The sequence below is a fragment of the Carnobacteriaceae bacterium zg-84 genome (assembly GCA_013874835.1).
Classification (GTDB): Bacteria; Bacillota; Bacilli; order Lactobacillales; family Aerococcaceae; genus WM01.
On record CP059430.1, the window covers coordinates 898,685 to 918,933 of the forward strand.

Below are 20,249 nucleotides of genomic sequence, written 5' to 3' on the forward strand. Positions count from 1 at the left end.
ATATGTTTTCAAACATTTTCTGAAAATCAATATTTTCCGTACCAGGTCGGCGTTGTTTGTGTAAATCCTTTGAAATAATCATAAATTGTTTCGGCTAGTTGATACATCATTGTCATATCTTCTTTTTTCCCAAAATGATATGCCCAATACAAATTACCAATACAAGATTCAGCAGCATACACACTTAAAATCGGAAAAAAATCATCAGGAATTCGACCATGAAAATACCCATCAATAATACCTGTTTGAAAAGCAGCACTTTTTTCCACATTAAACGCAAACGGTTTAAACTCATCATAAGGATCTCCATACTCACTTCTGTCCCAATCAATGACATGAATATGTTGACCGTCATATATCATATTTCCCACATGAAAATCACCATGTTCAATTTTGATGGGCCGTTGCTTCATCAAAAATATATTCGATTGAAGATGATCAACAAACGTATCAAAATGGTTTACTTTTATATCAATGCTATTCGCATTTTTTAGTTTATTATCTACTTTTTGTTGATAATAGTCCAAAAAATGACATTGAACATCGACAGATATACCGTGTATTTCTGTCAAATATTGTCCGCACTCTATCCCTAATGCATATTGCTGTTTTATAGGTAGTGAATGTATGACATTTCTTAAAATAACACCTTGTTTCCATTCAAAGAGTAAAAAATCAGTTGTATCTGTTAAAGAACCATAATCAACTAAATGAGAAATATAGGGATTTTTTATAGCCTTTATTTTTTCTAACAAAGGCATTTGATTAGATACTTTATCGGTAGAGACAAGGCGCAAAAGAAATTCTTTCCCGTCTTTATCTTTGATATAAAATTTTTTGTCTACCGAATACCCTTTCTGAATTGGTGTTATTGCTTGAATAGAAGCATAAAACGGTAGCCTATCAAACATTTTATACCTCCTGTTCCAAAGCGTATAGCTCAATCGCTTTGGCAACGCCGTCTTGTTCATTTGTATCTGTAATATGTGTAGCAATTGCTTTAACATTTTCTGTAGCATTTCCCATAGCAACACTCACTCCTGCATATGCAAGCATTTCTAAATCATTATTTGCATCTCCAATTGCCATAATCTCTTCTCGTTTAATATTTAAACTATTGGCTAATTTCTCTAACGCCGTGGCTTTTGTTGCTCCTTTTGGCATTGTTTCAAAAATATAAGATTGACTTCGTACAACACTAAAATGTTCTGATAACTCTTTTTCATATTTTTCTTGGAATATATCTAGTCTTTCGGGGGCAGCGAGAAACATGCCTTGGAACATCGTATATTCGCCACTAATTGCTTCATCAATAGATAAAAATTGAGGTTCTAAAAAGACAAGTGAGGCATCTTTTTTCACTTGTTCTTGAGGCTCTTCATCAACACAAAAATAATGTTCCTCATCAAATAGTGTAAATTGTACATCTTTATTTTCATGATTGATACGATTTAAATACAACATATCATTTTTTGTTAATTGGTGCCAACTCACCAATGACCAATCTGATGTATGATGTGTGGAACAACCATTGTTTAATATGGCATACTCATCTTGTTTCAATCCTATTTTTTCATAAATCGGCTTTACTCCAGACAATGCTCGTCCTGTACAAATTACAATTTTTATACCTTTTTCAACGGCTTTATGAAGCATTTCAATTTGTGGTTTAGTCACTTCTTTTGCTTCATTCAAAAGTGTGCCGTCCATATCTATTGCTATTAGTTTTATCATACAATTTCTCCTTTTTTCATGCTAGGGGTGTGCAACCGCCCAAAAGGGTGTGCAAATGGCTCTAGGGGTGTGCAACTTTTAACGATTTGATTTTTCCATATTATTATAACATTTTTTATTGGTTTTCTTCCAATAAAAAAATACCCTACCTCCATGGCAGGGTGAATCATTATTCGCGAGTCATGTCATTTTCTCATCGATACAAAATTTTTCCATCAGTAAAGTGAATGGTGATTCTCTTGTCTGTTTCGATAACGATTTTCTCTATTAGTATATTAAACAGTGTTGGATTGAACTCCCTAATTAGGGTGTCCTGTTTTCCAATAATGTCAATACACGATTTTAAGTTTTGAATACGAATATGATAGTTGACCAACTCTTCCTTTTTCTCTTCAAGTAACAATTCTAGTTTTTCATATGTTTTAACCAATTTATCGTATATCTTTTGATAATTACTTTGGTCTTGTGCTAATTTTGAATTGGTGTAAACTAAATTTTCAACTTCGTCTTGTACAACAGTCAATTTATTGTTCAAAGTATTGATTTCATCTTTTAATGTCATATTACTCTCCAATTGATGAACTAAAATACCTAAATTATCAATAATCTCTTCTTTATTCGCAATTTGCTGATTTAAAGCATCAACAATCCATTCTTGAATGTCTTCATCTGTTACATGTGGTGTTTGACATTTATTCTTATCTTTATACTTATGGCTACATCTATAAATGTGTCTTTTATACTTACTATTAGAATGCCATATATATCGACAATACTTATTTCCACAACAACCACACTCTATTTTTGAAAAATAATTCTTTTCTGTTGCCCACTTTGTGTTATGTCTTAGTTGTACTTGCACCATATCAAAGATTTCTTTATCAATAATGGCTTCATGACTATTCTCAACATAATATTGTGGCAACTCTCCTTCATTTTTCTTCTGCTGCTTATTTAGAAAATCAACGCTATAGTATTTTTGAAGAAGTGCATCACCTTTATATTTTTCATTTTGTAAAATACTTTTCACGCTGCCATACGACCATTTCTCTTTACCAGCTGGAGTCTTTATATTTTTTTCAGTTAATTCTCTTGCGATTTGATTGGGATTTTTCCCTTTTAAAAATAAACTGAAGATGTATTCTACAATTCTAGCTTCATCCTTATCGACTTCAAACCCACCATCTTCACTTTGTTTAAAACCTAAAACCGTTGAATAAGAAAATGTCACTTTTCCTTCTGCTGCATTTTTACGTTTTGCCCACTTGACGTTTTCTGAAATACTTCTACTTTCTTCTTGGGCAATAGAAGACATAATGGTAATCAGTAGTTCGCCCTTTGAATCAAATGTCCATATATTTTCTTTTTCAAAATAAATTTCTACACCCTTGTCTTTCAATTGACGAACTGTCGATAACGAATCAACGGTATTTCTTGCAAATCGTGAAACTGATTTCGTAATGATTAAATCAATTTTACCATCCATTGCGTCAGATACCATTTCTTGAAATCCTAATCGTTTTTTAGTAGTTGTTCCGCTAATCCCTTCATCCGAATACATCTTCACAAATTCCCAATCTGACCGACTGTTGATATACGATTCATAATAATTCATTTGTGTTTCGTAAGACGATGCTTGGTCTTCTAAGTCCGTTGATACCCTCGCATAACCAGCAACTTTTCGTTTATGAACACTCGGTAATTTAGACTGATTGCTTAATCGTTTATCTGCTTCAATGGTAATAATTTTTTTAGTCATTCTTTTTTCCTTTCCTTAGATTGTTTTTCTGTTTTAATTCTTGTACCTTTTCAAAAATAGATTTGGCAACAATTGGTTCGTGTGCAGCTTCAACAATATATTTATTTAAAGCTCCTTCATTTGGTATAGATCGGCTTTTACCTCTCCGTCTATACGTCTTTTGTAAAATGAGAATACCTGTATAAGCTTCTTGATTTAATATGTTATGGATGATGGATCGTGTGAATGAGTTTCCTTTTCGTGTTGTAAAACCATCTTCATTTAATCGATTGGCTATTTTTGATGGCGTTATCCCTGAAATATAATCATCATATATTTTTCTAACTAACATTGCCTCGGATTCGTATATGTCATAGTGATCGTCTTTCCATCTATAACCTAGAATAGGTTGCGGATTATGGGGTATTCCTTGTTCAAATTTCTTTCTAACTTTCCATCTGATATTACTACTAATTTGATTTGACTCTTCTTCTGCTAAAGTTGCCAATAATGTAATCAGTAATTCGCCATCTGTCGTTAAGGTATCAATACTTTCTTTTTCAAATCGAACACTAATACCTAGTTGCTTTAATTCCCTTATAGTTTCTAATAGTTCGATAGTGTTTCGTCCAAACCTTGAAATAGATTTTGTGAGGATCATATCAACTTTTCCATGCCGACAATCATCGAGTAACTTTAAATAATTTTTTCGATTTTTTATTTGTTTGCCACTAACCACATCATCAGAGTAAACACCTACATACTCCCAATCAGGATGATTTTGAATCAATTGATTGTAATAAGATACTTGATTGGAGAGTGAATTTAGTAAATGATGATGAGATACTCGTGTATACGCTGCAACTTTTAACTTTTCTCGTTTTGGTAGTGCAGATAATTGCTTAATAACTTTCATTGTATCCTCCTTTTTGTTATGACTATATATCACTCTGAAACGTTTATTTATCAAGTATTAGGATCAATAATTTACCTAGTTTTGGCTCATATTTTTTAATCATTTTTTCTTTAAAAAGCTCATATTCTTCCGCTGTAATAAGATTATTTTTAATTAAATTATCAACAAGGGTCATTGTGATTTGAAAGGTTAATTCATTGTTTTTATTCATTATGTCCTCCAAATCTATCGTTTATGTAGCACTGATGTGAACAATACACTCTTTTTTTATTGGCGTAAGATTTAAATGATTCACCACATTTTTTACAGGTATGCGTAGTGTATGATTTCCGATTCACTTTATCTAAGTTCTTATTCCACCACTTCATACGACACGTATCACTACAAAACTGTTTCACTTTTTTGCCTTGTTTTTGAATAAGTGCTTCACCACAACCTTTACATCTATGACCATCATTTACCTTAACTTTCTCAATCCCTTCACGTCTACATACTGATTTAACCGTATTGACAGATATAGCTAGTAAACTCGCAATCTTTTTATAACCTAATCCATTTCTTCTTAATCGTATAATGTCATCTTTGTGAGTCATTTTCTCTACCTCCAGTAGATAAAGGACAAAAAGCGAGGTTCTAAGTACCAAAATTTATCCTGTCTACATCTCAGGCAACAAAAATAAATAAAAAATTAACCTTTAAAATAAAAAAAAGACCTACCTAAGCATCACTACTTAGATAGGCTTTCTACTATAATAGTTCATTTACTTTTTGTTGGACTTGATGATAATCGTATCCAGCTTGCGTTAAACGATTCTTTCTCTCTTGTCCGTTGCCCCATTGACCGTTAATGACTTCTCTAGCTACTTCATCAATAGATTTTAGTTTTGGGGTTGGTTGTCCACTTAACAATTCATTCACTTTTGCTTGTACTTGATTATAGTCATACCCCGCATTAGTCAATGTCGTTTTGCGACTAGCACCATTCCCCCACTTACCGTTCAATACTTCTGTTGCCACTTCATCGATTGATTTCAATGTAGGCTTAGATGTTGATGGTTTGCCCAACAAGACATTCACTCGTTCTTGGACTTGCAAAGGATCATATCCAGAAGCACGTAACTTTTGTTTGCGTTCCTCTCCATTTCCAAAACGTCCGTTAATGACTTGTCGTGCCACATCATCAAGATTCGTATAGGTTTGTTGAACAGGTGTCGATAACTGCCCACTTAATCGCTTATTCACTTCAGTCGCAATATAGGGGAACTTGCTACCAAGATAAGGTCCTGGACAGTTCGTATTCGCAAACCATTCATGCTTCGTCAAATTACCACTTGTATCACCTGTATAATTGAGTGACGGAATGCCGTTACGCTGACAAATATCCACACATAATTGAATAGTTTTTTCTAAAGCCACATCACTCACATGCCAGTTACCACCATACTCATCATTGGCCACTTCAATCGTAATCGCTCGGTTGTCATTGGCTGCACTTGACGAGCACCACGAACGATTATGTTCCTCAACATACATACCGACTCTACCACTGGAATCGACCCCATAATTCGAACTTGCTTGTCTTGACACTGGCGCAAATACATTCCCACACGTTTCAACCGATAGATTACCTGCCATGTGATGAATGGTAATCGTATCAATGGTATGATTGCGTTGCCCACTATGATTTGGGCTTAATTTGACATAATTGACTAATGGACTATTACTCATGTTCATTCCCTCTTTCTTTTAATTGTTGTAAAATAGATTTTAATTTTTCTGGAATTGGCAAACCTAAGTGGGCGGCATTTTCAATAATCGATATCCCTTCATTTGATACATAAAAGAAGATAACCATTGCGCGTAAAACACCTACATGCCCCAAAATCTGCACATCCAGTAAGTGGGCAATCCCCACTAATGCAAAAATAATGATTTTTCGTGCGATACCATTAAACCCAACGTCACTGGATAAACGTTTATCCGCAATCGCACACAAAACACCTGTTACATAATCTGTAACCACAAATACCAATAATGTGTATAACATGCCGTCTAATCCTCCTAAAAAATAACCAAGTGTGCCTCCAATAACTGAAAACACCACTTGGCATGTTGACCATAATTCTTTCATAGTGTATCCTCCATTCTTTACTTCCATTTGCCAACCACATTATAATTAAATATATAATTGGCATTCGATGCTTCTAAGCCTCTGACAACTTCAAAGACGCCTGTTTTAGATATAGAACCTACCTGTCCTGATCCAGCCATCACCATCCCTGCCCATGTAATAGGCGATAAAGTCACAATGACGGTCGGTAACTCTTTAAAAACAAAAGGGTATGCTAAATCCGTTGCTGCAATCGGTCCAGAAGTAAATAAACTTCCCCATCTATTTTTCACATCAACTGTTACCGACTTTCTCGTACTCAATTCCATCACACCACTATACCATTTACGGTAAATCCAGTTATTCTTCATGCCTTGTTCCATCACAAAATCACTCATCACGGCATTTTTATATTTAAAATCCCAGTTAGGTGATACATCAAGTGTGTTTTGTAATTCTGCAACCTTACCAACACCGATACCTTTTCCAGAACTGTGAAAATCGAGTAACACAAAGGCTGTTCCAACGCTCACTACAACTTGACTCGTATTAAAAGCATCTCTTAGTGTCACCGTCACTTCCCAAGAACTCTCCCCACTGGCAGGAAAGATGACACTCCCTGTTTTACTATACGTTTCCATTGGTATACTCTGCGTAGTCGATTGACTTTGGTTTTGCCGTTTGTAACTGTAACTGAGTACCTTTTGATTTTTATTGTTCACTGGGGCAACAGCACACGCATACTCCAATTTAATATACGCTCCAGACTCATCCAGTGTCCCATTGGCTTGGCAACGATTGGCTTTTGCCATCGTAATTCTAGGTTCATACCAATCATACACAACAGGGGTCACGACTTTTGTACCTGTCATTCCCCTAGAATCCACAACTCTAGCTTCTACTCGTTGTGACGTTGACGTAATCACTTCAGATGTTTGATCACTACTTTGATACGTTATCCCATTTAAAACTAAACTGCGTGTTGTCACAACGGCTTGTTCATACAGCCTTTCTGTTACGGTTGCTTTGATTCTAGACTTTCCTCTGACAAAACCACCATAGGTGTTATAAAAATTGTTCACATCCGTTAAGGTGATGTTGACAACAGGTGCCATATCAGTAGTGGCTATGACGGTCACAGGAGGTGTATCCTTACTGCCAATCAGTTGACTTCCTGAGTAAGTAAGCACCCTAAATAGTAATTTATCCGTTGAATGCGTTAAATAGCGTCCCCACCATTTGGGTAACGTCCATGTATCACTTGTTGCGACATTCGATGCGATGGTTGTCCAACTTAATTTTCCCTCCACACCTGCTTGAATAGTATGTGTAAAGGTGCTTGTTGCTCTTGGGGTATAAATGGTAATCGTATCCCCAAAAGACATACTTGTCTTATTCAAGGTCGGTTGTGTGGCTCTGGCAATAGTTGGCAAATCCCATGATCCACTCCCTCTAGCATTCACCGCAAAATAGTAAATGCCAGCTTCCACACTGGCACTAAAGGTTTTATGCCCATCTGAGTCATGTGAAATGGTAAATTGCCCACTCGCAACACTGGCAGTCCCGGTTAATTGAATACGACTGGCTGATTGGTAAACAGTAGACCCTTCAATGACCACCTTAAAGTTTCCCGACATATACCAAGTGTTTGGATTTGCACCATTTCCTCTTAAGCTCCAATTGATGGTTGTTTGATTAGTGGATACATTTTGATTGGCAACATGCCACTCAAACGTTAAATACCTAACGTCATACGCATTCGTGTGAAAAGAACCACTGCTTGCCATCTTAATTCACCACCTTTGTAAAACTTAAATTACCTGTTGATCTTGGCATAAAAGCAAACTTACCCAATTTTAAACTTTGCAGATACTCTCCATCTACCGCATAGAATTTTCGATTATGCCAATAGGCACTCTCCACACCACCTTGTAAAAAGACAATGCGCTCATTCTCAATGCGAAGCACAATGGGACTATTTTGTTCACCTAAAATAATGTGCCCATTTTCAAAGCGAATATAACGGCTGAGTTCTGTAAATTGTCTCGCATTAGCACCGTATAAGGTCTCTTGTAACTGTTGATACTGATAAAACTGAAAAGAAATGGCATCTGATGTTTGTGTCATCATCGTTTGAACCGCACTCAACAGTTCATCTGCTTTTTCTTTGTTGTAGTATTTCTCGGATACGTCCAGTTTGATTTCATTGGCTGATTGTTGAATATACGAATTGGCTTCACGAATGGCTCGAACAATCGCTGCTGTATTCAACTCTTTCATATGTTCTTGTAAATTCTGATAAATCGTTTCAATTGAATGCTCCGTATGGAACTGTGTCACGGTCAGCGTTTTTTCTTCAATCCCAATGGACAAAGTACTACTTTCTGGATGAAGTAAATCAAGGGATAGTTGACTGACAAGCATCCGCTCATCAATGTTAAGACTTGGAATCTTTACTTTTAGCTTTTGCCCTAAGCCAAAGGCATCAACTGCCTCTCCTGCTTTAGACAAATCAGCAGCCGTTAATGTTATCTTACTAATCAATAGAACAGAATCCGCTAAGTCTTTACGTCCTGCACTAAGCAAATTCGTTGGATCTGTGATGTAGTCATGATGGGTCACTTTAGTAATCTCTCCGTAAAGTGCTATCGCATGCTCATCTCGAAGCGCCTTATCGCCATGATTAACCGATTCAATCGTCACATAGCGTTCCGTATCCGTATCGTCATCTGTTATCTTACTGCCTAAAGGAATCACAATCGTAGCGAGTTCGTCACTAAACCATTCTCGTTTGGCATCCAATAAATTGATGGTTTGTTCTATGGTTTGATGATTCACATCATTCAAATCATTGACATAATCCAAGTACACACCATCTACTTGATAGCGGACATAAAAATAGCCACCCAGTTCTTTTAACAGTTTATCCCTTAAAAAAGACCAAGTGGATGTGTAATCACTAGATGAACGGACGATGTTCCCCTTTGCGGTATCATTGGTGACCGTCACATATCCTAATTTAAATTGTTTATCTGAACTAACTTGTGCATTATGACTGAGTAACACGTCCTGTAACACATCTTCAACACGTCTATTTCTAAAATCATACGGTTCAAGCACACTGTCATTGAAGAAGGCTAAGTCACTCTCACATTCAACGGTTTCTGTTTGAAAAAGATCAACACTAGGTGAGAAAACACGTCCCCTAAAAAGCAACCGATCATCGTCATATAACGTAATGATGGATTTCATATACTGGATTTGACCATAAGACGGATTGCTTTTAGGTATCGTAAAGGTCAATGTCCCGACCGTATTTAACGAACTGTTCAATCTCCCTTCAATAATGGTATACTCTGGAATGAGGGGATTATAGATTAAATCATTATCGGCATAAATGCGATACATTATAACACCTCCCTGATGTACTGAGTCGTTAACGTGCCATTGCCTGACACCCTTAACGTATTATTCCCCATTTCAAGGAGAATCCCTAATTGATGCTCACCCTTTTGCACCGTATATCGTTTCCCTTTGTATTCAATCGTCGCCATGCCAGTTGTCACAATACTTAATGGCGTTGGCATCCCTGCATACCCAATGGTGATGTACTGAAATGCACTTGTCAGTGTCGTACTCGATACCACTTCATCACCAATCAATCGAAATGGATAACAGTCTACCGTGGCTTTGATGGTCGATTTAGCTGGTGTTCGCTCATAAGAATGAAACGTCATCGTACCCACAAAATAACCCTCTAAATGTGAAAACCGAATATGCACCTGTTTATTATACACATGCACAAACAATAATGACCGAAGCCTTTCTCGCTCTTCTTCTGAACCGGTCATGCCTAAAACCAGACTGATGGTTCGATTTGAAAAATGTGTATAACCTGTTAAAGCTCTACTCATATCAAGGTCACCATTTCTGCCCGGAACAGATACTTTGTGTACTTTCATCTCAGGAATACCAATATCAAATTCTTCTAAAATAATTCCTTGCTTATATAAGTCTGTGTCATCAATAAACAGTGTAATCATCCTCTAGCCCTCCTTACTGCCATTTTTCCCAGTCCACTATCAATACTTGGGAGTAATCGTCCAACCAATGTCCCATCATCTAAGTAGATGGCTTGTGTACTATTTTCTGCGATAATCGCTAAGTATTTTTCAATCATCTCATTGCCTCCCATTTTCTCTTGAAACAGTTTATCCAAGTGATAATAAAATCCTTTTAACGGAAGAATCGCTTCATGCCCTGCTTCGCCTCCTGCCATTAAGGAAGTGCCATTCATACCAAACAATGTTGGTCGTGTCATAATCCCACCTTCTTTATACCAATCAATGGATAAGCTCGGTACAGATGGAGGGAGGATTGAAAAACTTCCCTTAATACTAAAATGTGGCAGTTTTATCTTTGGAAAACTAATCTTCATTCCAGCAAAGAATCCCACCACTGCATCAATAGCTTTTTTGACAGTATTCTTGGCAGCTTCAATCGGTGTGGTAATGGCTGATTTGATGCCATTCCATACATTTGTTGCCGTTGTTTTAATGCCATTAAAAATACTGCCTACTGTGCTAGAAACAGAATGAAATACCGTTGAAACAGCGGTTTTTATACCATCAAGAGCAGTGCCAACAGTAGACTTGATGCCATTCCATACCGTACTGGTGACACCTTTAATCGTTTGAAACACAGTTGACACCACATTTTGAATCATTGATAAGACCGTTGAAATTGTTGTGCTGATGGATTGCCATATCGAAGATAGAATCTCTTGGATAACACTCATAACACTACTGATTACACTAGATACGGCTTGAATACCACTATCAACAATTCCTTTAATGCCCTCCCATACCGATAGAATCACCTCTTTACAGTTTTCCCAAATAAACTGAAAAGGTAAAGTGATAAGGGCAAAGGCACCTTGTATTAAAGACACTAAAAATTGTAAGCCAACATCTAAAATAGCCTTAATCGTTTCCCAAGTGGTCGTAAAGAAAGAGACAATACCGTTCCAAGCCGTCATAAAGTAGGTGGACATATTCTGCACAACTGTTGTAACCGTTTGTGTGATGGTTCCCCATACATCCTTAAACCATTCCGTAATCGCTCCCCAGTTTTTAATCACTAAAATAATACCAGCGATGGCTGCGACAATACCTGCAATAATACCAATAATGGGTAATAAAGAAAGATGTAATGCACCAAATCCAGTTGCTGCTCCACCAGCTGCAACCCCAGCTGCCGTTGTTCCTGCCGCACTGGCTCCTCCTGCAACCCCAACAGCTGCAGTAGCAGCACTGGTTCCAGTTAATAAACCAATCAATGGACTAAGAACACCTGTAATCGTTCCGATGGCTGTGATTATTTTACCCGCTACGACAAGGATTGGTCCTACTGTTGCGACAATCACACCAAAGGTTGTAATCGCTTCTTTCATACCAGGAGATAAACTATCCCATCCAGATTTGATATTTTTAAACACTGTCGCTAATTTTTCAAGCATGGGTTTTAGAATCGTCATTAACGTATTACCGACATCGGCACCGACAATTTTTAATTGGTTCATCGTTGTTTGAAAACTATCAATTGGATCAATGGTGTTTTCGAAGGTCGTTTCAACTGAACCCATATTATCTTGTAAAGACGTCCCTAATTCACTAAAGTTCAGTGACCCATTTTTACAAGCTTGATAAATCGCCCCTCCTGCTCGTTTACCAAACAATTCATACGCCACTTGTAGCCCTTCCGTATCACTTTTGGCATGGACCATCCTATTTTGAATATCCGATAAGGCATCGTTTAGTGGCTTACCTTCTGCAGTAGCGTTTGTTAATGCCTTGGTTAATCCGGTCATCACTTGTGACGTATCAGCTCCGGACATTTCCACATTCCCTAGAAAGTTGGCAGCGTCACTGGCTGAAAAGCCGAGTTGTTGGAGCGAGGCGGCATTGGTAACCATGACACTGGATAAAGTGTCCATACTGATGCCTGTTCTCTGACCGACTGCATTCATCGTATCCAATAATGCCCCTGTATCTTCAGTCGTTAAACCAAAGGCTGCAATCACTTTTTGTGTGTTGTCGATTGCGGTAGATACGTCTACATTATTCAGTTGTGCAAACTTGATAAACTGAGTAGATAGTTCTTCTAGTTGTTTACCTGTTACACCAAAACGCGTATTGACTTCACCAATGGCGGCACCAGCTGTCTCAAAGTCTGTCGGAATACTGGTGGCGATACGTTCCATAATCCCTTGCATGTCTTCAAGTGCTTCACCACTTGCGCCAGTTTTAGTCACAATCGTATCGAGTCCAGCATCTACTTCATTAAAAGCACTAATAGACGCCGCACCAATGCCAACAAGTGGTAAAGTTAAGTGAGTAGATAACTTTGTGCCAATTTCTTGTGTTTTATCACCAATATTTTTCAGTTTATCCCCTACTTCTTTTACCGATAATGCCACCACATTCGGCACTTTCTTAAACTCTTCTTGTAACTTAGATAAAGACTGCTCGGTTTCAATGATTTCTCGTTGCAGAGCATCGTACTTATCTTGCCCTAGTTCGCCATTTGCCAGTTGCGTTTTGGCTTGTTTGTCTGCTTCTTTTAATGCATTTAATTTGATGCTCGTTTCATGAATAGCTTGTTGGAGGAGTTTTTGTTTTTGCGCCAGTAACTCCGTATTCTTTGGATCAATTTTTAATAGCCGATTTACATCCTTTAATGCAGACTGCGTATTTTTAATAGTACTATTTACAGACTTAAGTGACTTATCCAACCCTGTTGTATCCCCACCAATTTCAACAGTTATCCCTTTGATACGATTTGCCATGTGATTACCTCCTTTCCTAAAAATTGACATGAAAAAAGCACCTACTATTTAGTAAGTGCTACAAATACTTATCACTAATTAATTTATTAGTAAATCAATCTATTTAAGTTCTTTAGTTCTATTTCATTTATATTTATCTTAGAATATCCATCTTTCAATAATTTTACTTGGACAGACCAAAATAAATCTTCACATACATCTGGACGATTGGATGTTTTTAATCGATCGTCGTAATGTACTGTAGCTGTCAGAAATAACTTATCACAATCTATTCTAGTTGGTCGCGTAAATGGATTCCTAGATATGTCTGGCTGCTCATCATGATAATGGACCATTGGATTATTAATAAGCATATAAGGTTTTAGTGTTTGACATTTAATGTACTCATAATCTGTACCCAAATGTTTGTGACAAATATACATATGTGAAGCCACGGCCATTCCATCCGATATAGACGGATAAGGTACTTTCATTCTCACAACATCTCTTTCGTTAATCAATTAGAAGCCTCCCTTCTTCGTCAATATCGACGAATACCGGGTTATGGAGTTCTTCATTTTCCGCAAGAGTAAGCAACATATCGAAATGTTTCTCTGTAAGTGATTCCGAATCAGATTTTGAAAATACAAAATATTTTTTATCTAAATTTATAATTGTTGAGTTTTCTATCATATTTGTTGAATACATTGCATCTAATGTGTCAATCAGCTTCTCATCATTATAGTTGAAATCCGATTCATCTAAATCCACTTGATACTCACCAGACATAATGCGAGTTTCTTTGGATTTCCAAAGATTCATCTGATGTGTAAGATCCGATAATTCCTTTTCTGTCATAGTACCAACTATAAAAGCACATTTTTCAGCTCTTTTACCATTAATAGATTCAACATTTTTATCATACGCACTCTGAGCCGCCATATTAAAGCTTGCTCTTTCCTTAGTATAATCTCCCCAAACATTACTGAATACCGGACCTTTTTTATACCCTCTTAAATGACTAAAATCAGGGGTCTCTCCAGATACTTTCGTCAATGCTTCATAAAACAACAAAAATTTTTGCAACTTTAAAGGGGTCTCATATGATGTATTATTGTGTTTCTTTAGCCAACCACTTAAAGATAATTTTCTTTCATTTGAATAAATCATATTAATCCTCCTCTCATAAGTTATATCATTTTACATTAATCTGATATTAATGTAAATATATTTTTTCCGTTTTTTTGCTTGTTTGATTACTTTTTTTATTATACCATAAATACTCAAATCTTTAAATCAAAACTTATCAAACTCTTTTTGTCCTGCAACTCTGTTATACTTTACACTGTCATTCGCTTTCTCTGTCCAAATATCGAGCACTAAACCAATGGTTAAAAGGTCGAGATCTCTTATCGCAATCCCAACCTCCACACATCGAAGTAAAAATAAGGCTGTCGTCATTTCCCGACTACTTGATGTAACTTTTTTCTGTTTTCCACATCCGTTTGAAGATTACTCCCCCATAGTTCTAATATTTCAGGCAAAATTTCATAAATAGAAAACATCTCAAATTGGTCTAACCATTCTTCAATGGTTGATGGAATACTATTATCGGCATGATAAGCCATAATATACGCCACATTCTCAAAAATCTCCAAGTCATCTATCTCGAAACTGCTCCCATTACCTTGATAAGACTTCTCAAGTTTCGCTAAGTCTTTAAAGATGTCACGCTTAAATGTCAAACGGTATAAACGCGGAATGGTAGCCGATGACTTAAACGTAACGGTTTGATTTTGAATCGTGATTATCTTTTGTATCATATAAACCTCCTATCGTGATGGACTACTTACTGTTTGAGCTGTTGGTACATAAACTGCTTTGTACCAATTTTGATAGGCTGTATCCTGTGTGGTATCTCCAGTGCGTGATTTCACTAACCCATCTTCTCTAGGATCTGCTGTTAAGGTTAACTTTTCCGTCCCTGGACTAATCGACTCTTCTTTTGTTTCTGATTCAATCGATGGGCGAGAGGTTGAACAATTATATAAAACGTGACGAATCGCTTTTTCATCCCCATCAAATTCAAATAACAGGGCAAATTTCTCGGTTTCTTTTACCGTTGCTTTTTCAACCAAAACACCATTTTTATCCAATTCTTCATTCAAGATTTCTGTTCTAAACCACTCAGGTATTAAGGCAATTTCCAAATCCCCACTATATCCATTGTTGGATGTCGACCTAAAGTAAACAATCCCATCGGCATAAAATGGACTGGATTCGCCTTCTGCTTCTAAACTAATACTAACAGCCCCTAAAATGGGCTTAGGTGTGCCATAAGTAAATGTCCCTTCAGGGCTTTTCGTGAGTTTTGCGGCATGAACATTCTTTAAATTGTATTTGACTTTGTTTCCCATATTTTTTCTTCCTCCATTTCAAATGTATATAAAACTTCATAGAGTTTTTCACTCTCTATCCATACTTCGCTTTTACGATAAACAATCTCTGCTTGATCCAAGACGAATTCAATCTTTCGCTCGGATACCACATCTTTTTTATCCGTGTACAACTCCAAATGCACGACCACAATTTTATGATGAATTCTCCCATCCGCTTTAAAATGATTGGTGCTAGGTAACACATAAAGCATAAACGGTGGGTTTGGTACGTTACTTTCTGCGAAATGATGGTAAGCAAACGGCAAGTCGATTTGTTTCATCAGTGCTATGACACTAACCATTTTCTAAAATCTCCTTTACTTTATTTTCAAAAGACGTGACTGCTTCTTGTTCTGCTTGTGCAATATGGGGTATCGCTGTCGTTCGCCCCCCATTTCGTTTGGCATGACCAAATTCTAATAAGTGTGTGAGTTGATACTGATTTCTTGAATGCACCACAACATTCATGCTGTTACGATTTTCTTTTGTGGTGGTTACTACCCAACTGTTACGATACCGACCACTTCTTTTAGGGGCAGTAGATTGCATACGTGCTTTTGTTTCTTGACCAACTTCTTTAACCGTTACTTTAATCTGCTCATTGGTTAGCTTTTGATACTGCTCGAGTTCTTTTTGAATCACTTGAGCTAAATCATCTAACTTTACTTTCATCTCTCCACCCGTTGACAATGCAGTTTGATGGCTTTTTTCTTGTGATTCATGTGGTCTACCCCTTTAATGTTATAAAGATGATGATCAAAAACAACTCGGAAATGGGTACTGTCTAACTGTGCCACTTCAGAGGCATACCGAATCGTAAAATCAAGTTTAGTATGATCCCATACAGCACCTGTTGCCGTTTGTTCCAGTGGACTTTCACTACTGACGGTCGCATAACACGAATACAGCTCTTTCCATACCTCTGTTTGATTGCCAATATCATCTGTTTCAATAGTTGTTACTTGTATGGTGATTCTAGTATTCAATAAACTCACCTTCATTAAAAGTCCACCTTTCTAAGCCCAAACAATAAACTTCTTAATGTCAAGGTTAAGTCCTTATGGTTGGCTTCTTCTCGGTGTTCATATAAATAGGCAATGGCATAAAGCATGGCTGTATGAACTTCTTCTGACAATAAAAGAGTAGACGACAAATCATCCACTCTCAAAATGTGCATACATAAATGTTTAGCAGTTGCCATCAAAGATTCAAGCAGTGAGTCATCATCGCTCGAATCAATTCTTAAGTACTGTTTGACGTCATCTAATGTTAAACCCACTGCTTAAACCTCCTGTTACCCTTGTGTACTTAAAATCTGAACAGCTTCTTTGACAATCAACTTACCATCTACACGTTCTTTTGCCACATAACCAATCATCCCATTCCCTGCGAATAACTCCGTTAAGGCTTTAAAGGAACGAGCACCACGATCTCCAATGTTGTAATAACTAAAGTCCCCAAAGGCGATTGCATTTTCTGGTGCAAAAGCAGAGGTGTAAATCGGATACCCTAACAATCTGTCCGGTTCCCCTTGTTGATAGCTTGGTTGCCAAATGTAGGCGCCGTTACTATCCTTGAACTTACGAATTTGAGCGATGGTCTTATCGTTTGTGATGAACACCGCATTTTTACGATATGGACGTTTCAAGGCATGAATCAAATTAATCACATCATCGGCTTTAATTGCTGTCACTTTATCTAGGAACGTACCACCATTGCTTTCATGGAAAATACCTGTTGGCTTGTTGTTCCCATCACCATTTAAAAAGGCATCTTCTTCTGCATTAGCCAGTGCTTTACCAAATTGTTCAGTGATATAACTTTCCAAGTTAAAGGCGCTATCATACAGTAATTCTTCTGTCACTTTAATGGCCACATGCAGTTTGTGGGCATCTAATAACATCTGACTAAACGTCGCCTCTCCAAAGGATAATGCTGCTCCTTCGTCAATCCAAGCCGCTGCTGGACTTGAACCGGCGATGTTTATTTTATGATTGCCTGCTGTTGTAATGACTGTGGCTAAAGAACGAACAATATTTTCATCCTCTAACACTTGAATTAAGCGACTATCATACTCTTCTGGTACTAAATACCCACCATCGGCATCCACACCTTCTTGTAGGACATTCGATACTTGTTTAAAGTTGGAACGTAAGGCTTGAAGCATACTCGTTTTGTATTCTTGACTAGCACGTCCTGTTTTTTCTTCGATAGCTTCTTGTCTTGGTTTTTCTTTAATCGGTGTATTGATGGGTTTTTCCATCAATTTATCCAATTGTTCTTCACGTTGCAGACGGTCAATTTCTTTACTGAAGTTCATTACTCTTTGTTCCATTTCTTGGTACTGTTTGGTCTGTTCTTCGGTAAGTAACCCGTCTTTATCTTTGTTTGCTTCCACAAAGGCTTTCGCACCTTCCCATGCAATATTTCTTTTTTCAATCATGTCTAATAACTTGCTCATATGTATTACCTCCAATTTTTGATTAAGTTAAGTCTGTCTAGTAAATCTTGCGACTGTGCTGTGTTGATTTTTGGCTGAATGTGACATTTTTCAACCAATTTTTCTTTGAGTGAATTTTCAACCACCATTTTTGAATATGCGTTTGATACGACAACTACCTCAATTGTTTCATTGCCCTCTCGCTCGAGTAACCCATCACAAAATCCCAATTCAATGGCTTTATGAACATTCATCCACGTTTCACCATCCATCATATTGGATAGTTTTTGACGATTTAAACCTGTTTTGATTTCATAGGCATTCATAATGGATTCTTTTACCTCATCCAACATAGAAATGGCTTGTTTCATATGCTCTTTGTCTCCAAAAGCAATCGTCATAGGATTATGAATCATCATCATGGAAACGGGGCTCATCAACACCTTTGTCCCTGCCATGGCAATCACCGATGCGGCACTTGCGGCAATCCCATCAATTTTGATGACTACTTCTCCTTTATGGTTCATTAACATGTTGTAAATTTGAGCAGCCGCGATACAATCCCCACCTGGCGAATTAATCCACACGGTAATATCTCCCTGATGCTTGTCTAATTCCGATTTAAAAAGTCTTGGCGTGACGTCATCATCAAACCAAGACTCCTCTGCAATCGTGCCATTTAAAAACAATAGATGTTCATCCTTATTGTTTGTTTTCCAATTCCAAAACTTCCTCACTGGCATTTTCCTCCTTATTCAAATTTGCGAATGCTCCTGCGTGTTTTAGTGGTAACATATTCCCATTCACTAAATATAAGTCACCACCTTCTTCAGTAGGTATTCTATCTAGGTTTTCTAGTAGACGAATATCATTCGCACTCATCCACCCATTTTGACGACCTACCGCATAGCCATTCATACGTGACTGATAATCGCCACGAAGCAGACCATCCACATTAAACTTCACATAAAACTGTGCTTTTTCTTTATCTTTTAGTAATCTGCGATTAAAGGCTTGTTCAAACCGAATCACCCATGGATCTAAGGTGTATTTCACAAATTCAAGTGACTGTTGTTCGATATTAGAAAAGCTCGACTTTTCAAGATCTCCTACCATATGGGGTGGAATCCTAAAAATGCGAGCGATCTCGTTTAGTTGAAATTTACGTGTTTCTAAAAACTGTGCTTCATTAGGCGATATAGAAATGGGCGTGTACTTCATGCCTTCTTCTAAAATCGCCACCTTATGCGAGTTATTCCCTGAAAAGCCCCTTGTCCAACTTTCCCTTAGACTTTCTGCATTTTTAACCGTCCCTGGATGTTCTAAAATACCCGATGGTGTTGCCCCATTAGAAAAGAACTTTGCCCCATATTCTTCTGCGGCAATCGACATGCCAATCGCATTTTTTGCCATCGCAATCGGTGAGTAACCAACCAAACCATCAAAACCTAAACCTGGTATGTGTAGCACATCTTGATAGGATAATCTCACTCGTTCCCCATTAGTACTTAGATATTCATAATAAATCGTATGGTTGTCATCTCTATCCACCGTCATTTTATCTGGCATAAGTGGGTATAACCCCACCACATCCCCTTTGCCATTACGGATGATTTGTGCATAAGCATTCCCCCACAAGAGTAAGTGTGTCATCAAGGTTTCTCGAAAGATAAAACTCGTCATTTCACTATTTGGTTCATTGTGCAGGAGGTTATATAAACTATGATTCGTTGCTTTTTGACTCCCCACATCTGTTATCTCATACACATGAAGGGGTAAACTTGCCAATGTCTCCGATAAAATACGGACACACGAATACACCGCACTCATGGTCATCGCCGTTCGTTCATTGACTCGTTTCCCACTAGATGATTGCCCAATGAAAAAGGAATAACTATTATTGCTGAGTTTGTTTTCTGGTTTATCTCTTGAACGAAATAGCCCACTAAATAATTTCATTGTTGCCTCCCAATTTTAAGTATAATAAAAGCACCTACTTTTCAGTAGATACTTTCCCTTAATTATGATATTCCCCTTAAAAAAAGAC

Annotated in this window: 23 protein-coding genes; all 23 read right to left on the bottom strand. The window is 37.3% G+C overall.

Going from position 1 to position 20,249, the window contains the following annotated elements; genetic code table 11:
* Positions 1–26: 26 nt before the first annotated feature.
* The 23 genes from H1220_04215 to H1220_04325 all read right to left on the bottom strand — a co-directional run bounded on the left by H1220_04215 (position 27) and on the right by H1220_04325 (position 20,161).
* A complete protein-coding gene (locus tag H1220_04215; GenBank protein QMI86557.1) occupies positions 27–911 on the bottom strand; it encodes a phosphotransferase in 885 nt (294 codons plus the stop codon).
* Position 912: 1 nt separating this feature from the next.
* On the bottom strand, positions 913–1,734 hold the full coding sequence (locus H1220_04220; GenBank protein QMI86558.1) for an HAD family phosphatase: 822 nt from the start codon (positions 1,732–1,734) through the stop codon (positions 913–915).
* Between the two features lie 193 nt (positions 1,735–1,927).
* Positions 1,928–3,493: a recombinase family protein gene (locus tag H1220_04225; GenBank protein QMI86559.1), complete on the bottom strand. Its 1,566-nt coding sequence runs from the start codon at positions 3,491–3,493 to the stop codon at positions 1,928–1,930.
* Positions 3,486–4,388 (bottom strand): recombinase family protein, encoded by a 903-nt coding sequence (locus H1220_04230; GenBank protein QMI86560.1) that lies wholly within the window; start codon positions 4,386–4,388, stop codon positions 3,486–3,488. The genes H1220_04225 and H1220_04230 overlap by 8 nt, the downstream gene beginning before the upstream one ends.
* A 43-nt stretch (positions 4,389–4,431) precedes the next feature.
* Positions 4,432–4,599, bottom strand: a complete 168-nt coding sequence (locus H1220_04235; GenBank protein ID QMI86561.1) for a hypothetical protein — start codon at positions 4,597–4,599, stop codon at positions 4,432–4,434.
* On the bottom strand, positions 4,592–4,981 hold the full coding sequence (locus H1220_04240) for a sigma-70 family RNA polymerase sigma factor (protein ID QMI86562.1): 390 nt from the start codon (positions 4,979–4,981) through the stop codon (positions 4,592–4,594). Before H1220_04240 ends, H1220_04235 begins: the two co-directional genes overlap by 8 nt.
* Positions 4,982–5,135: 154 nt before the next feature.
* Positions 5,136–6,116 (bottom strand): N-acetylmuramoyl-L-alanine amidase, encoded by a 981-nt coding sequence (locus H1220_04245; GenBank protein QMI86563.1) that lies wholly within the window; start codon positions 6,114–6,116, stop codon positions 5,136–5,138.
* A complete protein-coding gene (locus H1220_04250) occupies positions 6,109–6,519 on the bottom strand; it encodes a phage holin family protein (GenBank protein QMI86564.1) in 411 nt (136 codons plus the stop codon). Before H1220_04250 ends, H1220_04245 begins: the two co-directional genes overlap by 8 nt.
* 17 nt (positions 6,520–6,536) lie before the next feature.
* Positions 6,537–8,285, bottom strand: a complete 1,749-nt coding sequence (locus tag H1220_04255; protein ID QMI86565.1) for a hypothetical protein — start codon at positions 8,283–8,285, stop codon at positions 6,537–6,539.
* Position 8,286: 1 nt separating this feature from the next.
* On the bottom strand, positions 8,287–9,906 hold the full coding sequence (locus H1220_04260) for a phage tail protein (GenBank protein ID QMI86566.1): 1,620 nt from the start codon (positions 9,904–9,906) through the stop codon (positions 8,287–8,289).
* Entirely contained in the window at positions 9,906–10,541 is a 636-nt protein-coding gene (locus H1220_04265; GenBank protein QMI86567.1) for a hypothetical protein, read from the bottom strand. Before H1220_04265 ends, H1220_04260 begins: the two co-directional genes overlap by 1 nt.
* A complete protein-coding gene (locus H1220_04270) occupies positions 10,538–13,345 on the bottom strand; it encodes a phage tail tape measure protein (GenBank protein ID QMI86568.1) in 2,808 nt (935 codons plus the stop codon). Before H1220_04270 ends, H1220_04265 begins: the two co-directional genes overlap by 4 nt.
* An 86-nt stretch (positions 13,346–13,431) precedes the next feature.
* Entirely contained in the window at positions 13,432–13,845 is a 414-nt protein-coding gene (locus H1220_04275) for a hypothetical protein (protein QMI86569.1), read from the bottom strand.
* Positions 13,838–14,494 (bottom strand): hypothetical protein, encoded by a 657-nt coding sequence (locus tag H1220_04280; GenBank protein QMI86570.1) that lies wholly within the window; start codon positions 14,492–14,494, stop codon positions 13,838–13,840. Before H1220_04280 ends, H1220_04275 begins: the two co-directional genes overlap by 8 nt.
* A 287-nt stretch (positions 14,495–14,781) precedes the next feature.
* Positions 14,782–15,147, bottom strand: coding sequence for a hypothetical protein (locus tag H1220_04285; GenBank protein ID QMI86571.1), 366 nt, complete (start codon positions 15,145–15,147; stop codon positions 14,782–14,784).
* A gap of 9 nt (positions 15,148–15,156) precedes the next feature.
* Positions 15,157–15,741 (bottom strand): phage tail protein, encoded by a 585-nt coding sequence (locus H1220_04290; protein ID QMI86572.1) that lies wholly within the window; start codon positions 15,739–15,741, stop codon positions 15,157–15,159.
* Complete coding sequence (locus H1220_04295; protein QMI86573.1) at positions 15,714–16,064, bottom strand: hypothetical protein; 351 nt, start codon at positions 16,062–16,064, stop codon at positions 15,714–15,716. Before H1220_04295 ends, H1220_04290 begins: the two co-directional genes overlap by 28 nt.
* Entirely contained in the window at positions 16,057–16,434 is a 378-nt protein-coding gene (locus tag H1220_04300) for an HK97 gp10 family phage protein (protein ID QMI86574.1), read from the bottom strand. The genes H1220_04295 and H1220_04300 overlap by 8 nt, the downstream gene beginning before the upstream one ends.
* Complete coding sequence (locus H1220_04305; protein QMI86575.1) at positions 16,431–16,763, bottom strand: phage head closure protein; 333 nt, start codon at positions 16,761–16,763, stop codon at positions 16,431–16,433. Before H1220_04305 ends, H1220_04300 begins: the two co-directional genes overlap by 4 nt.
* Entirely contained in the window at positions 16,763–17,041 is a 279-nt protein-coding gene (locus H1220_04310) for a phage gp6-like head-tail connector protein (GenBank protein ID QMI86576.1), read from the bottom strand. Before H1220_04310 ends, H1220_04305 begins: the two co-directional genes overlap by 1 nt.
* Before the next feature lie 15 nt (positions 17,042–17,056).
* A complete protein-coding gene (locus H1220_04315; protein ID QMI86577.1) occupies positions 17,057–18,223 on the bottom strand; it encodes a phage major capsid protein in 1,167 nt (388 codons plus the stop codon).
* A 5-nt stretch (positions 18,224–18,228) separates the two neighbouring features.
* Positions 18,229–18,945: a Clp protease ClpP gene (locus H1220_04320; GenBank protein QMI86578.1), complete on the bottom strand. Its 717-nt coding sequence runs from the start codon at positions 18,943–18,945 to the stop codon at positions 18,229–18,231.
* Positions 18,905–20,161 (bottom strand): phage portal protein, encoded by a 1,257-nt coding sequence (locus H1220_04325; GenBank protein QMI86579.1) that lies wholly within the window; start codon positions 20,159–20,161, stop codon positions 18,905–18,907. The genes H1220_04320 and H1220_04325 overlap by 41 nt, the downstream gene beginning before the upstream one ends.
* Between the last annotated feature and the right edge of the window lie 88 nt (positions 20,162–20,249).